Source organism: Luteibacter rhizovicinus DSM 16549, from assembly GCF_001887595.1.
In the GTDB taxonomy this organism is placed as follows: domain Bacteria; phylum Pseudomonadota; class Gammaproteobacteria; order Xanthomonadales; family Rhodanobacteraceae; genus Luteibacter; species Luteibacter rhizovicinus.
This window is the reverse complement of the sequence record NZ_CP017480.1, coordinates 1,549,361-1,562,637: the sequence shown is the minus strand read 5'-3', so window position 1 is coordinate 1,562,637 and position 13,277 is coordinate 1,549,361. Positions and strand designations below refer to the sequence as shown.

The window sequence follows — 13,277 nt, the reverse complement described above, 5'->3', positions numbered from 1 at the left end:
GGCTGATTCGTTATCGCCGTATGCTCCGAACTTGGGGCACCGACTTACCCTCAGGAAGCAGACGCATGAGTAACTTCAGCGATTGGAAGTTCACGCGACGCGAGGTTATGAAACTGGGCGCTGCGTCCGTTGGCGCACTGGCCGCTACCCGCTTGCCCGCCGCGCCGGCGATGGACGGCGGCCGTAAGCCAGTCACCGCATCGGTTGCGATGGACATCAACGGCAAGGCCGAAACACTTACGTTGGATACCCGCACCACGCTGCTCGATGCGCTTCGCGAGCACATGCATCTGACGGGTACCAAGAAGGGTTGCGATCACGGTCAATGCGGCGCGTGCACGGTCATCGTGGACGGACGACGTATCAACTCATGCCTCACGCTGGCCGTGATGCACCAGGGCGCGAAGATCACGACCATCGAAGGTCTGGGCACGCCGACCGACCTGCACCCGATGCAGGCGGCGTTCGTGAAGCACGATGGTTACCAATGTGGCTATTGCACGCCGGGACAGATCTGCTCGGCCGTCGCGGTGCTGGACGAGATTCGCAACGACATCCCCAGCCACGTGTCCGCCGACCTGACGACGAAGGCGCAGTTCACGACAACGGAACTGCGTGAGCGCATGAGTGGCAACATCTGTCGCTGTGGCGCGTACTCCAACATCGTCGAAGCGATCACCGAAGTCGCCGGGAGCGCCGCATGAAGCCCTTTTCTTACGAGCGCGCGACCAGTCCCGCTGCCGCTGCCGCCGCCGCTGCGAAAATCGATGGTGCAAAGTTCATCGCCGGCGGGACCAACCTGCTCGACCTGATGAAGATTGGCGTTGAAGAGCCCATGCACCTGATCGACGTCAATGGTCTCGCGCTGGACACCATCGAGCCCACGGCGGAAGGCGGTCTTCGTATCGGCGCGCTGGTGCGCAATACGGACCTCGCCGCCGATCAACGCGTGCGACGCGATTACGGGCTGCTATCGCGCGCGCTCCTGGCAGGGGCTTCCGGTCAGCTGCGCAACAAGGCAACGACGGCCGGTAACCTGCTTCAGCGCACGCGTTGCCCTTACTTCTATGACACGAACCAGCCATGCAACAAACGGCTACCGGGCAGCGGCTGTGCGGCCATCGGCGGCTCCAGTCGCTCCCTCGCCGTTATCGGTGGCAGTGCGTCGTGCATCGCCGTGCAGCCCAGTGACATGGCGGTGGCCATGCGCGCGCTGGATGCCGTGGTGGAAACCGTTCGTGCCGACGGCCAGGTCCGTCGTATCCCGATCGCGGAGTTTCATCGCTTGCCGGGCGCTCGGCCTCATGTGGAAACCGTCCTGGAGCGTGGCGAACTGATTACCGGCGTGACGCTCCCGAAGCCGGTGGGCGGCGTGCACGTCTATCACAAGGTTCGGGACCGTGCCTCTTACGCCTTTGCCCTGGTGTCGGTCGCGGCGATCGTGCAGAAAGACGGCTCGGGGCGCGTTGCACTCGGCGGCGTGGCACCGAAGCCATGGCGGGATGAATCGGCGGAGCACTACCTGCCGCAGGGTGCAAAGGCCTTGACCGCGCATCTGCTTGCCGGGGCCGCGCCCACTGAAGAAAACGCGTTCAAAGTGGTTCTCGCCGAACGGACGCTTCACGCCGTGCTCGCCGAAGCAAAGGGAGACGCCTCGTGAAGTTCGACAAGCCAGCGACAACCAATCCCATCGACCAGATGAAGGTCGTCGGCCAGCCGCTCGATCGCGTCGACGGTCCACTGAAGACGACCGGCACGGCGCATTACGCGTACGAGCAACACGAGGCCGTACCGAACCATGCCTACGGATACATCGTGGCATCGTCCATTCCCAAGGGGCGAGTCACGGGGATCGACCTCACTCGTGCGCGCCGTGCACCCGGCGTGCTCGCCATCGTCACCGCGCAGAACGCAGGGAAGTTAGGCAAGGGCAAGTACAACACGGCGGCCCTGCTCGGCGGTCCGACGATCGAGCACTACCACCAGGCGGTGGCCCTGGTCGTGGCGGAAACCTTCGAGCAGGCACGCGCCGCCGCCATGCTCGTCAAGGTCGATTATGCGCGTACCCCCGGTACCTTCGACCTGAGCCAGGCGACCGCGTCGGCCACCAAGCCGGAAGACGAAGAAGCAGATACCGCCGTCGGCGACTTCGCCGGTGCGTACGCTGGCGCCGAGGTGAAGTTCGACGGTCGGTACACCACGCCCGATCACTCGCACGCCATGATGGAACCGCATGCTTCCATCGCCTCGTGGACGGGCGACAAGCTCACGTTGTGGACGTCAAACCAGATGATCGCCTGGGGCGCCGGCGATGTAGCGACGACGCTCGGTGTGCCGAAGGAAAACGTGCGCTTGATCGCTCCCTATATTGGCGGGGGCTTCGGCGGCAAACTGTTCGTACGCAGCGATGCGCTGCTGGCAGCACTCGGCGCACGCGCCGCCAAAAGGCCGGTGGCGGTGACCCTGCCGCGCCCGCTCATCTTCAACAATACGACGCATCGTCCCGCCACGATCCAGCGCATTCGTATCGGCGCGACGAAGGACGGCACGATCACGGCCATCGGTCATGAAAGCTGGTCGGGCGACTTGCCCGGCGGCAAGCCTGAAACCGCTGTCGCGCAAACCCGGCTGCTCTACGCCGGTGCTAATCGCATGACCGCGATGCGGCTTGCCGTACTCGATCTGCCCGAAGGCAACGCCATGCGTGCACCGGGTGAGGCATCGGGCTTGATGGCGCTAGAAATCGCCATGGACGAAATGGCCGGGCAGCTCGGTATGGACCCTGTCGAGTTCCGCATCAGGAACGACACCCAGGTCGATCCTGAAAAGCCGGAGCGGCCATTCTCGCAACGCCAGTTAGTGCAGTGCCTGCGCACGGGTGCGACCCGGTTCGGTTGGGACAAGCGTGTCGCTCGCCCTGCTTCCACGCGTGATGGCCGATGGCTGGTCGGTATGGGCGTCGCCGCGGCGTTTCGCAACAACCTGACCGCGAAGTCGGGTGCGCGCGTACGCCTGGACCGGGAAGGGCGTGTCACCGTGCAGACCGACATGACCGATATCGGCACGGGCAGCTACACCATCATTGCGCAGACCGCGGCGGAGATGCTCGGCCTTCCCATCGATCGCATCATCGTGCAGTTGGGTGATTCCAGTTTCCCTGTGTCGTCAGGTTCTGGCGGCCAATGGGGCGGCAATAGCTCCACGGCAGGTGTCTATGCGGCCTGCGTAAAGCTGCGCGATACGATCGCCCAGAAGCTCGGCATGAATCCGTCCGATACCGTCTTCGAAGCGGGCAACGTGCGATCCGGGCAGCGTTCGGAATCGCTCGCCAGCGTGGCCGCCGGCGGCGATATCGTGGTCGAGGACAGCATGGAATATGGCGACCTCAGCAAGCGATATCAGCAGTCGACCTTCGGTGCGCACTTCGTCGAAGTCGGTGTAGACGCCGCCACGGCCGAGATTCGTATCCGCCGCATGCTCGCGGTATGCGCCGCCGGCCGCATCCTCAACCCCAAGACGGCACGCAGTCAGGTGATCGGCGCCATGACCATGGGTGCTGGCGCCGCCTTGATGGAGGCGTTGGTGGTCGACAAGCGGCTCGGCTTCTTCGTCAATCACGACCTGGCCGGTTATGAAGTGCCCGTGCATGCGGATATCCCGCACCAGGAGGTCGTGTTCCTCGACGAAACCGATGCGATGTCTTCGCCGATGAAGGCGAAGGGCGTGGGCGAACTCGGTCTGTGCGGCGTGGCGGCGGCCATCGCCAACGCGGTGCACCACGCCACGGGCATACGGGTGCGCGATTACCCGGTCACCCTGGATAAGCTGTTGGGGAGCATGCCCTCGCTGGGCTGAAGGTGCCGTTCGGAAACTCGACGACTGTCATATCGGCCGATTTGCAGATCACCGCTGGCTCGACCGGCTGCGTTAACGAGGCCGGAGACCCGCGGCTCGGACTCCCTATCCAGAAGGCAACACCCGCAAAGCAGGCGGGACTGAGCTTTGGTATCAAGAAGATGCCTGTTACCTTCAATCACCTGCCGGAAGGCTATCAGTGTCCAACACGCTAGGATGTAGCGATGCTAAAGCAATCGATATGGTTTGCGGCACTCGCGCTCTGCGTCAACGCGGGCACATGCATGGCGAAAGGAAATCTCTGGGCGGCCGCGGGCCAGACCTTTCAGTTCTCCAACAATATCGGAGAGTGGAAGTCACCCGATGGGTCCGCGCAAATTCGCAGTGATGACACCGATGTCACGTTGAAACTCTACGGCTCTGTTCTTGACATTGCAGACATATATGGCAGTCCCTGGTTGTCCGAAGCGGTTTGGTCGGGAGAAGCCCGAGGCGTGTTCGTAAACGCCAGTGACGGCGGTACTGTTGGTACGTGGAGAACGCGCGCCTTCGTGGAAGCAGGGGGCCGCGTGCGCGAAATTGCCGTTCAAAAAGCGATCAGAACGGCGCACGCAATCACGTCAACGTGCACCTTGAATGTGGTATCCGTGGGCTGGATCGATTCCGGCGACGCGCTCTTAGTTATGGAGCAAGTGCCGAACTCATCTGGATGCTCACATATGAGTAAGGCGGTGTTCTTCGTTATCGACGTTAAGACCGGCAAGATTCGTGAGACTCTTACGCCAACAGAGGCCAAAGCGCGATACTCGGACGTGTTCGGTGCTCGGGTCGATGACACGCTCACGCTTCAATGAGTTATCTGGCTCAGCAGGTTCGAGCTAATAAGGCGACCAAGGCATTAAGTTTGATGGAATGAAGCGCGTCCGGCGGTCTTGAGTGAGACGCCAAGACATGGATCTGAGCACTGTTACCATGACGAACATGTAGCCAAGTGCTTAAAGTGGCATTGAAAGAAGCGGGTGCTGGGACAGAATCGTCTCAAGCTGTCGCTGTCCACGTGATCAGGAGCAGTGACCTCGTCGGGCCGTGCTGCGCGGTGAGCCCTTGATCCAGAGTTTACTAAGCCGGCAGTCGTCTCTAGTGCTCCTTCCGCTGTGCGAGTGGGCGCCGGACTCTATAGAGACACGGCTAATTGTCCAACTCATACTCGGTTCGCTTACCGACGCGTCTACGGTGTCAAAGCTGGAGCCGCGCGCGAGTGCGCATCGACGGATGAAAGCGGTGGGAACCTTGAGTAAGGCCGGCGCGCCGTCGAAACGAACGGCAAGGCGCGTGAGATCCCGGTTAGCAAACTGATTAAAACTAAGCACGCGCTCAAGTCGGACTGCAAGTACCTGAACATTGTGTCCGTTGCTTGGATCGATGCGGGAAACGAGCTCTTAGTCCTCGAGCAAGTCCCCAATTCATCCGGATGTTCGAGCATGAATAAGGCGGTGCGGAAGGAAGGGCACGCTATTCTGACGTCTTTGGAGCTCGCACAGCCGGCACCTTATCGAAAGAACCCAACAGGTGATTGCGGACTAGCGACTAGGTGCTCGCAGAGTTGTGCTGTGGCACGACAGCTTATCGACGAGCTACTGCTGACCGTGAACTTTAGGCGACGATACCGTGCGGTCGGATAGGAAAGCCAGCCACGGCGAGGAAGTCACCGCGAATGAAATGGTATGTGTTCATCGAGGCAGCAGCTGTCTGTCGGGCTCCGATACATCGCAAAGCTTGAATGGGTCCGTCATGAATTTATGATCTCGCCGATCCTGAAACTGGATGACATATGTCTTGGCATAATCCTCGGGCTTCAATTCGTAGAATGGGATCGCAAGTTCGGTGGCGTCACCGGGGCCGATCGACAACGCGTCTATCACCATGTTTCCGTGCCCAGTAGCACGATCCCAGTCTCTCGAACCATCTTCATTCAAAATCTGGAAACTGAGCCAGTTGAGCGAATACGGCGGTTGATGCTCACTCGAGTCGATCGACAGCTTGAGTTCCGCGCGACTGTCGTTTCGCACGGTGACGTGTACCTCAGTCGTGTGCGAGGTCGTTTTGCACTGCCCATCGGCGGTGTTCACCGCAAGGTGAACCCGAGCAGGGTCGATCGTCCCGCAACCAACGATAGCCACGACGGATGCTGCCGCTCCGACACGCATCATTCTACCGACGTCCATCGGTCCCTCCTAAACGACACCATTGCCCGTTGGCGATGAATAGGCCTTGCGACCAAGGATAACTCAGTCATCCGCACCGACCGCGACAGCGCAACGCAGTCTGGGCCAATTGGAAAGTCCGATCCCCGTGTTGACTTAGCCGGTCCGATGCGTTTAGATAGTTAGCAACTTCGCTAATTAACGAATTATCCATGGCCATCGACAAGGTCTTCGAAGCCCTCGCCTCCCGGCCACGCCGCGAGATCCTCGCCTATCTGTCCGCCACCGAGCTGACCGCCGGCGAGATCGCGAGTCGCTTCGACATGAGCGCACCGTCCATTTCGCGGCACCTTTCCGTGCTGGAGGGCGCGGGTCTGGTGTCCAGCGAGAAGCGCGGCCAGTTCGTGGTCTATCAGCTCAACCGGGACAGCCTGGTCAACACGCTCACCGGCTTCGCCTTCGAGATCTGCCCCGTGGGCAAGCCGCTCAAGCGCGAGTCGAAGAGGCTTTCCGCGAAGAAACAGCCGGGCTGACACCCGCCCCATCGGTAGAGGGATCGCCATGTCATCGCACGCCGAGTCCGTCGCATCGTTCCCCAGCATCAGCATCCCCTCCGTTGCCGGCGGACCGCCGGTCGAGGTGTCGCTCATCGCCCAGTTAGGGCATGGCGCCGGGAGCCAGCTGGTGGCCGCCTCGTCGTTACGCCAGCGGGCGCACGTGGCGTTCGTGGATGAGCTCGACGAGCCCTCGGCGAAACTGGCCGGCACCCACTTCGAACATGATGACCCCAGCTCGCTGTATACCTTCGCGGTCGGCTCTAAAGGACATCCGTTCCACCGCCATGCCGGGCATCGCATCTTCACGGCCGTGTCGGGAAGCAGCGGCGCTCTGCTGCGCTTCTGCACCGCCACGCCGGTACAGCTTGCCGACGACCCCGCGAACTTCCTGCGCGCCCTGCGCCACGTGGAGATCCCGCCGGATTCGCTGTTCACCGTCCGCTTCGGCGGGGGCACCTGGCACCAGTTCCAGCCGCTGCGCGCGGGCTCGGGTCATCCCGCGTTCTTCGCCCTGTCGTGCCATACGAACGAGCTGGGTGGCGAGCTCTCCGAGGAAGCACGTCGGGTGGTTCTCGACGACGGCGCGAGCATCCCCTCGCTGACCGAGTTGCTGCCAGAGGCCGTGCAGGCCCTGCTCGACGGCATGGCAACCGACCACATGCACGTACCGACGGCGTCGCTGTCGCTCGAGGCCGCGCCGGGATCGTTGCAGGTCACGCTGTGCGGCTTCGCGCGGCGCACGTTGGGCAAGGTTCGGGCGTTGATCGCCGGCTGGGGCCACGCCGGTGGTTTTCTCTCGCGCACCGAAGGTTGGCAGACGGTGGTGGAGCTCGACGCGCCGGATGCGGATTCGCTGTTGCGCGAACAGTTCGCCGGCGACTTCGACCACGAAGACAGCTTCCGGCTCGTGCTTGCGGAGTGCCAGCCTCGCCATGCGCGCGCGTCGGTACTGCTCGCCGACCTGCTCGACGCCTTCGTGCAGCACCCGCCAGGCAGCGTGTCGCGGCTGATGGCGTTTCGCAATCTGCTGGTCACGCCGCTGGGACTGCGCCGCTCGCCGCTCGCCTGCCCGGTATCGTCCTTGCTCGCGCCGCTCGACAAGCACGTCTTCGCGGGACGTTTCCCGGTGCTCGACCAGCGGATCGACGACGGCGACAGCTTCGCGCAGGTGATGCTCGGCGCGGACGACAAGCACCTGTCGTTTCGCTCGTGCGTGGCGCTGCGTGTCGTCGACGGTCGCGTCGACATCACGCTGGGAACCCGCGTGCGTTGCCGTAACGCGTTCGGCCACGTGTACCTGGGCTTGATCGACCGGGTGCATCGGCGCTACATCAGTCCACTGATGCTGCGCGCCGCGGCGATGCACGCCTTTGCCTTGCAGAACGAAGCGCAGCGCTTGGTCGGTGTCCGTGGGTACGTGGCGAGATAACGCCTTACCGCTCACATTCAGATCTCCATAATAGGTCTCGAAGCTGCTTCCCGCCCTCATGGAACCTGTCATGACCTCACCTTCGAATCATCCTGCGAATGCTTACGCCGACGGCGGTATCTCCCGCAATCCGGCGGACGACACGTTTATCGCGGCGTATCCCTACCAGACCGCCGATGACGTCGAGCGCATGCTCGACGAGAACGCGTCGGCATTTCGCCAGTGGCGCGCCACGCCGATGGCCGAGCGGGTGGCGGCCTACCATCGCCTGGCGTCCACGCTGCGGGACCGTTTGGAAACCCTCGCGCTGATCATCACTAGCGAGATGGGTAAACCACTCGTCGACTCCCGTGCCGAGGTTGAAAAATGCGCCGCCACGCTGGACTGGATCGCGGAGAACGGCCCGGGGATTCTCGCCGACGAACCGGTGCCGGTCGACGGGGACGATCAGGTGCATGTGTCATATCTTCCGATCGGCAGCATCCTCGGCGTGATGCCGTGGAACTTCCCCCTCTGGCAGGCGATTCGGGCCTCGGGGCCGATCATGCTCTCGGGCAACGGTTTCATCCTCAAGCATGCGCCGAACGTCATGGGTGCCGCCTACGCATTGCAACAGGCTTACGAGACCGCCGGTTTTCCGAAGGGTCTCTTCGTCAACCTGCATGCGGACAACGAGACGGTTGCACGCGTCATCGAGGACCCGCGGGTCGCTGCAGTCACGGTGACCGGAAGCATGCGCGCGGGTGCCGCCGTGGCCTCGACGGCAGCGAAGGTGCTCAAGAAGAGCTTGCTGGAACTAGGCGGCAGCGATCCGTTCATCGTGCTGGCCGATGCAAACATCGATCTTGCCGTGGAGACGGCGGTCCAGGCGCGTTTCCAGAACACGGGGCAGGTTTGCCTGGCCGCCAAGCGCTTCATTCTGGAAAAACCGATCGCTGCGGAATTCACCCGCAAGTTCGTCGAAGCGGTGAAAGCCCTGACGATGGGTGACCCCACCGACCCGTCGAACAAACTCGGTCCCATGGCCCGGACTGACCTGAGGGACGAGCTGCATAGCCAGGTCGAGCGGACCCTGGCGCAAGGTGCGTCCTTGCTTCTGGGCGGCAAGAAGGTCGAAGGCCCGGGTAATTTCTACGAGCCGACCGTGCTGGGTAACGTCGGTCCGGGCATGACGGCTTTCGACGAGGAAACCTTCGGCCCCGTCGCGGCGATGACCGTCGCTGACAACGTCGAACACGCCATCGAGCTGGCCAACACGAGCGACTACGGACTCAGCGGCAATCTGTGGACGGCCGACACGGCCCGCGCGCAGCGCATTGCGCGGCGCCTGGAGACGGGTGGTGTGTTCATCAATGGCTTCAGCGCCTCCAACGCCAGGATTCCCGTAGGTGGCGTGAAGAAGAGCGGCTACGGACGCGAGCTGTCGCACTTCGGGCTGCGCGAGTTCACCAACGCCCAGGCTGTCTGGACGAAGACAGTCGAGTGATTTACGGTCAGGATTAACGAGGAGTAGACGACCGGTCTAATTCTATGTATAGTCCGTCCCATGAGTCCCGCCACCGCCACCACCGAATCCTCCGACGTCCGCCAGAAAATCCTGGCGACGGGCCAGCGCATCATGGGCGGCAAGGGCTTCTCGGCGGTCGGGCTCAACGAGATCCTGGTCGCAGCGGGCGTGCCGAAGGGTTCGTTCTATCACTACTTCGGTTCCAAGGAAGCGTTCGGCGAGGCCATGCTCGAGGCGTATTTCGAGGATTACTTCGCCGATATGGACCGTGTGCTGCGGCAGGCAGGCGGCTCGGGTGCGCAACGTCTGGCGAACTACTTCCAGGCCTGGGAGGACAACCAGTCCTTCGAGAACTGCCAGGGCAAATGCCTTGCGGTGAAGCTTGGGGCCGAGGTCGCGGATCTGTCCGAGGCGATGCGCACGTCGATGAAGCGCGGTACCGCGGGGATCGTGGAGCGCATGTCGGTGGCTATCGAGGCGGGGGTGGCCGATGGGTCGCTGTCGATCGACCAGCCAGCGCCTGCGATCGCGCAGAGCCTGTATCAGTTGTGGCTCGGCGCAAGCGTCATGGTGAAGATCGTCCGCGATACCGAGCCGTTCCATAAAGCGATGATCACCACGCGAAACATGCTGCATATCCCGTCCTGAGGGGCGCCGCATCCGGCACTTCATCCGAAGTGCTTTTTTTCGGCCCATTCACTAGACGACCGGTCTACTTAACTCAACCGCAATCAAGGAAATCACCATGAAAGTTCTCATCGTTCTGACCTCCCATGACCAGCTCGGTAACACCGGCCGCAAGACCGGCTTCTGGCTCGAAGAGCTTGCCGCCCCGTATTACACGTTCAAGGACGCCGGCGTCGACGTGGTCCTCGCGTCACCCAAGGGTGGCCAGCCGCCACTGGATCCGAAGAGCAACGAGCCATCGTTCCAGACCGACCTCACCCGTCGCTTTGAAGCCGACGCCGCCGCCAACGCCCAGCTCGCCGCCACCGTCCGCCTCGACAGCGTTTCGCAGGCCGACTTCGACACCGTGTTCTATCCGGGTGGTCATGGCCCGCTGTGGGATCTCGCCGAGGACACGCACTCCATCGCCCTGATCGAGTCGTTCATCGAAGCAGGCAAGCCGGTGGCCCTGGTGTGTCATGCACCTGGCGTGCTTCGTCACGTCAAGGCATCCAACGGCAGACCACTGGTCGAAGGCAAGCAGGTCGCCGGTTTCACCAACAGCGAAGAGGAAGCCGTCGGCCTCACGAAGGTCGTCCCGTTTCTGGTCGAGGACGAGCTGAAGGCCAAGGGCGGCATCTATTCGAAGGGGCCGGACTGGGCCTCGTACGTGGTCACCGACGGGCTGTTGATTACCGGCCAGAACCCGGCCTCGTCATCGGAAGCGGCGACGATACTGATGAAGCGATTCGCCGCTTGATCTAGGTAATAATGCGCGTCGCGCGGATCTCGCTGCTTCGAAACGGACCTCATGCCATCACGCTCGTTCGCGCGCCTCGTCGGCGTGCTGGTCTTTGCCTGGGCCGCGCTGAACCTCCCGCTCCTGCTTGGCCTGCGCGTCCTTCCCGGGGACGCCATGAACGAGTTCTACCCGATGGTGTACTTCAACGTACACAGCCTTCGGACAGGTCTCGCCCCGTGGTGGAACCCGCTGATCTTCGGCGGCTATCCGCAGATCGCGGATCCGCAGGCGATGCTGTTCTCGCCCCTGCTCATGGCCTGGATGCTGCTGCGTGCGGACCCCGGTATGACGTGGTTCGTCTGGGCCACCCTGCTGCACGTATTGATGGGCGGCATCGCGTTTATGGCCCTCATGCGTCGCTTCAAGGCGACGGACGTCGGCGCCCTGCTGGGCGCCATCGTCTTCATGGCCGGTGGCGTCGCGGCTTCCCGTATTCAATACGTGCCGATCGTCCTCGCCTACAGCTTCCTTCCCGTCGCGCTGCTGGCGCTGCGCTGGTTCTTCGACGGGCCGACCCCGGGGCGCGGAATCATCGTGGGACTCGCCGCTGGCGCCATCCTCGTCGAGCCGGTGCAACTCACCTACCTCATCGGGCTGATGCTGGTTCCGTATGCCGTCTGTGTCGCGATGGGCCGCTGGTCATCCTTGACGCCGCGCCTGCGCTGGACGGTGGTCGGCGGCGGCGCCTTGGCTGGCATCGTCGCCCTGGCCATGGCGCTGCCCCAACTGCTACTCAGTTACGCCTTCGTCACCGTGTCCAATCGTCCGGTGCTCCCGCTCGAGGCGGCGACGTCGATGTCGGTCGACTGGCGGGCGTTGCTCACGCTGTTCCACCCGAACGCCTTGCAAAGCCTGCGCGGCAAATACACGGGTGCGGTGGACCCGATCGAAACCTTCCTCTACATCGGCGCGCTGCCCTCGCTGCTCCTGATCGTCGGACTGAAGAAGGCATGGGCCGTACCCGTGCAGCGACGCCACCTCATGTTTCTCGGCGTGGCCGCCGTCGCCGCGATCCTCTACATGCTCGGTGGCCACACGCCGGTTTACGGCTGGCTGTACCACGTGCTGCCGGGGATCAAGCAGTTCCGGCGTCCTTCGGATTCGGCGTACCTGTTGATCGTCGCGCTGGCGACAGCCGTCGCGTTCGGCGCGTCCCATATTGACCTGTCGGACCGCCGCCGATGGACGGGGATCCTCGCCGCCACCACGGCATGGCTGCTTCTCGCCAGCGCGGGGATGCGAGGGACCGGCGAAGGCTGGCAGGCCGCAAGCATCGTCGCGCCGATCACGGCGGCCGCGGTGCTTTGGTACGCGCGACGTTCACGGGATGCTGGCCGCCTGGCGCTCGCTCTCGTGTTGCTCGTGGTCGTCGACTACCGTTGCTTCAACCTCAACGGCGAATTCAATCAGCGTGGCGACAGCGGAAAGAAATTCCGCGAAAACCCGGCAGCGACGTTCATCGCGTCGCGCATCCGTGATACGCCTCAGGGCCAGCTGCTTCCGCGCATCGAAGCGGTCGGTCTTGGCTCGGGATGGAAGAATCTCGTCGTACTTCGCAATCTTCCCGCCGTAAATGGGTACGGCCCGCTGCGCTGGGTGCTTTTCGACCGGTGGTACGGTCCGTACTCGGATGGGGATGGTCCGCGCCCGACCACGCCCTACAATGCGGATCCGTCCAGCGCCCTGAACCGCCTGCTCGGCGTGGCCTACATCGTGCAGCCCGCAGGTAGCTCGTCCGCCGCAAGGATCTACGCGGACGACAAGACCGAGATCATCCAGCAGACCGCCTTGCCCCGCGTGCTTACGCCGAGCAAGGCGGTGGCACTTCTCGCGGGCGCCGTGCCGTCGGCCGTCGATTTTGCCTCCACCGACTTCGCCAGCACGCTCATCTTTACACCACGGGATCAGGCTGACGCCGACTTGCTTACTCACGATATGAGCGCCTGTACCGGAAAGCTCCAGGTGCAATCGTCGCAGTCGACCAATGTGCAGACCGACATCAAGACGTCGGGTGCAGCCTCCGGATGGCTCGTGGTATCGGAAGAGGATTTTCCAGGCTGGGTCGCCCGGGTCGATGGACAGGAGGTGCCCCATCACCGGGCGGACGGCATCGTCAGCGCGGTATGCGTGCCCGCGGGCGATCACACCGTCTCCTTCACGTACCAGCCGTGGCGGATGGTCAGCGAAGTGATAAGCCGCCCGTCTGCGTGGCAATAATCGGGATGCTGCCTCGCGTCGGGCAGTAAGCCGGCACTTT

The 13,277-nt window shown here is 63.0% G+C and carries 11 protein-coding genes; 10 read left to right on the top strand and 1 reads right to left on the bottom strand.

Going from position 1 to position 13,277, the window contains the following annotated elements; all coding sequences use genetic code 11:
- Positions 1 to 65: 65 nt before the first annotated feature.
- The 4 genes from paoA (at position 66) to BJI69_RS07090 (ending at position 4,709) form a co-directional block, all read left to right on the top strand.
- Complete coding sequence (gene paoA / locus BJI69_RS07105; protein WP_046965912.1) at positions 66 to 704, top strand: aldehyde dehydrogenase iron-sulfur subunit PaoA; 639 nt, start codon at positions 66 to 68, stop codon at positions 702 to 704.
- On the top strand, positions 701 to 1,660 hold the full coding sequence (locus tag BJI69_RS07100; RefSeq protein WP_046965911.1) for an FAD binding domain-containing protein: 960 nt from the start codon (positions 701 to 703) through the stop codon (positions 1,658 to 1,660). Before paoA ends, BJI69_RS07100 begins: the two co-directional genes overlap by 4 nt.
- A complete protein-coding gene (gene paoC / locus BJI69_RS07095) occupies positions 1,657 to 3,855 on the top strand; it encodes an aldehyde oxidoreductase molybdenum-binding subunit PaoC (protein ID WP_046965910.1) in 2,199 nt (732 codons plus the stop codon). The genes BJI69_RS07100 and paoC overlap by 4 nt, the downstream gene beginning before the upstream one ends.
- 224 nt (positions 3,856 to 4,079) lie before the next feature.
- Positions 4,080 to 4,709 carry a hypothetical protein gene (locus BJI69_RS07090; RefSeq protein WP_046965909.1) on the top strand — a complete coding sequence of 210 codons (630 nt, stop codon included), beginning with the start codon at positions 4,080 to 4,082 and terminating at the stop codon, positions 4,707 to 4,709.
- 876 nt (positions 4,710 to 5,585) lie between these two features.
- On the opposite strand, the gene BJI69_RS07085 is transcribed toward BJI69_RS07090, so the two are convergent.
- Complete coding sequence (locus BJI69_RS07085; protein WP_046965908.1) at positions 5,586 to 6,080, bottom strand: hypothetical protein; 495 nt, start codon at positions 6,078 to 6,080, stop codon at positions 5,586 to 5,588.
- Positions 6,081 to 6,271: 191 nt separating this feature from the next.
- Here BJI69_RS07085 and BJI69_RS07080 point away from each other — a divergent pair, with 191 nt between their 5' ends.
- The 6 genes from BJI69_RS07080 to BJI69_RS07055 all read left to right on the top strand — a co-directional run bounded on the left by BJI69_RS07080 (position 6,272) and on the right by BJI69_RS07055 (position 13,237).
- Positions 6,272 to 6,592 (top strand): metalloregulator ArsR/SmtB family transcription factor, encoded by a 321-nt coding sequence (locus BJI69_RS07080; RefSeq protein ID WP_046965907.1) that lies wholly within the window; start codon positions 6,272 to 6,274, stop codon positions 6,590 to 6,592.
- 28 nt (positions 6,593 to 6,620) lie between these two features.
- Positions 6,621 to 8,045: a DUF2867 domain-containing protein gene (locus tag BJI69_RS07075; protein WP_046965906.1), complete on the top strand. Its 1,425-nt coding sequence runs from the start codon at positions 6,621 to 6,623 to the stop codon at positions 8,043 to 8,045.
- 70 nt (positions 8,046 to 8,115) lie between these two features.
- Positions 8,116 to 9,531, top strand: a complete 1,416-nt coding sequence (locus BJI69_RS07070) for an NAD-dependent succinate-semialdehyde dehydrogenase (RefSeq protein WP_046965905.1) — start codon at positions 8,116 to 8,118, stop codon at positions 9,529 to 9,531.
- 60 nt (positions 9,532 to 9,591) lie between these two features.
- Positions 9,592 to 10,200 (top strand): TetR/AcrR family transcriptional regulator, encoded by a 609-nt coding sequence (locus BJI69_RS07065; RefSeq protein ID WP_046965904.1) that lies wholly within the window; start codon positions 9,592 to 9,594, stop codon positions 10,198 to 10,200.
- 97 nt (positions 10,201 to 10,297) lie between these two features.
- Complete coding sequence (locus tag BJI69_RS07060) at positions 10,298 to 10,978, top strand: type 1 glutamine amidotransferase domain-containing protein (protein WP_046965903.1); 681 nt, start codon at positions 10,298 to 10,300, stop codon at positions 10,976 to 10,978.
- A gap of 51 nt (positions 10,979 to 11,029) precedes the next feature.
- Positions 11,030 to 13,237, top strand: coding sequence for a YfhO family protein (locus tag BJI69_RS07055; protein ID WP_046965902.1), 2,208 nt, complete (start codon positions 11,030 to 11,032; stop codon positions 13,235 to 13,237).
- Positions 13,238 to 13,277 lie beyond the last annotated feature (40 nt).

Excerpts from the sequence above, each read along its gene's own strand:
- paoA (WP_046965912.1), top strand. The coding sequence starts at position 66 with ATGAGTAACTTCAGCGATTGGAAGTTCACGCGACGCGAGGTTATGAAA.
- BJI69_RS07100 (WP_046965911.1), top strand. The coding sequence starts at position 701 with ATGAAGCCCTTTTCTTACGAGCGCGCGACCAGTCCCGCTGCCGCTGCC.
- BJI69_RS07090 (WP_046965909.1), top strand. The coding sequence starts at position 4,080 with ATGCTAAAGCAATCGATATGGTTTGCGGCACTCGCGCTCTGCGTCAAC.
- BJI69_RS07085 (WP_046965908.1), bottom strand. The coding sequence starts at position 6,080 with ATGGACGTCGGTAGAATGATGCGTGTCGGAGCGGCAGCATCCGTCGTG.
- BJI69_RS07080 (WP_046965907.1), top strand. The coding sequence starts at position 6,272 with ATGGCCATCGACAAGGTCTTCGAAGCCCTCGCCTCCCGGCCACGCCGC.
- BJI69_RS07075 (WP_046965906.1), top strand. The coding sequence starts at position 6,621 with ATGTCATCGCACGCCGAGTCCGTCGCATCGTTCCCCAGCATCAGCATC.
- BJI69_RS07070 (WP_046965905.1), top strand. The coding sequence starts at position 8,116 with ATGACCTCACCTTCGAATCATCCTGCGAATGCTTACGCCGACGGCGGT.
- BJI69_RS07065 (WP_046965904.1), top strand. The coding sequence starts at position 9,592 with ATGAGTCCCGCCACCGCCACCACCGAATCCTCCGACGTCCGCCAGAAA.
- BJI69_RS07060 (WP_046965903.1), top strand. The coding sequence starts at position 10,298 with ATGAAAGTTCTCATCGTTCTGACCTCCCATGACCAGCTCGGTAACACC.
- BJI69_RS07055 (WP_046965902.1), top strand. The coding sequence starts at position 11,030 with ATGCCATCACGCTCGTTCGCGCGCCTCGTCGGCGTGCTGGTCTTTGCC.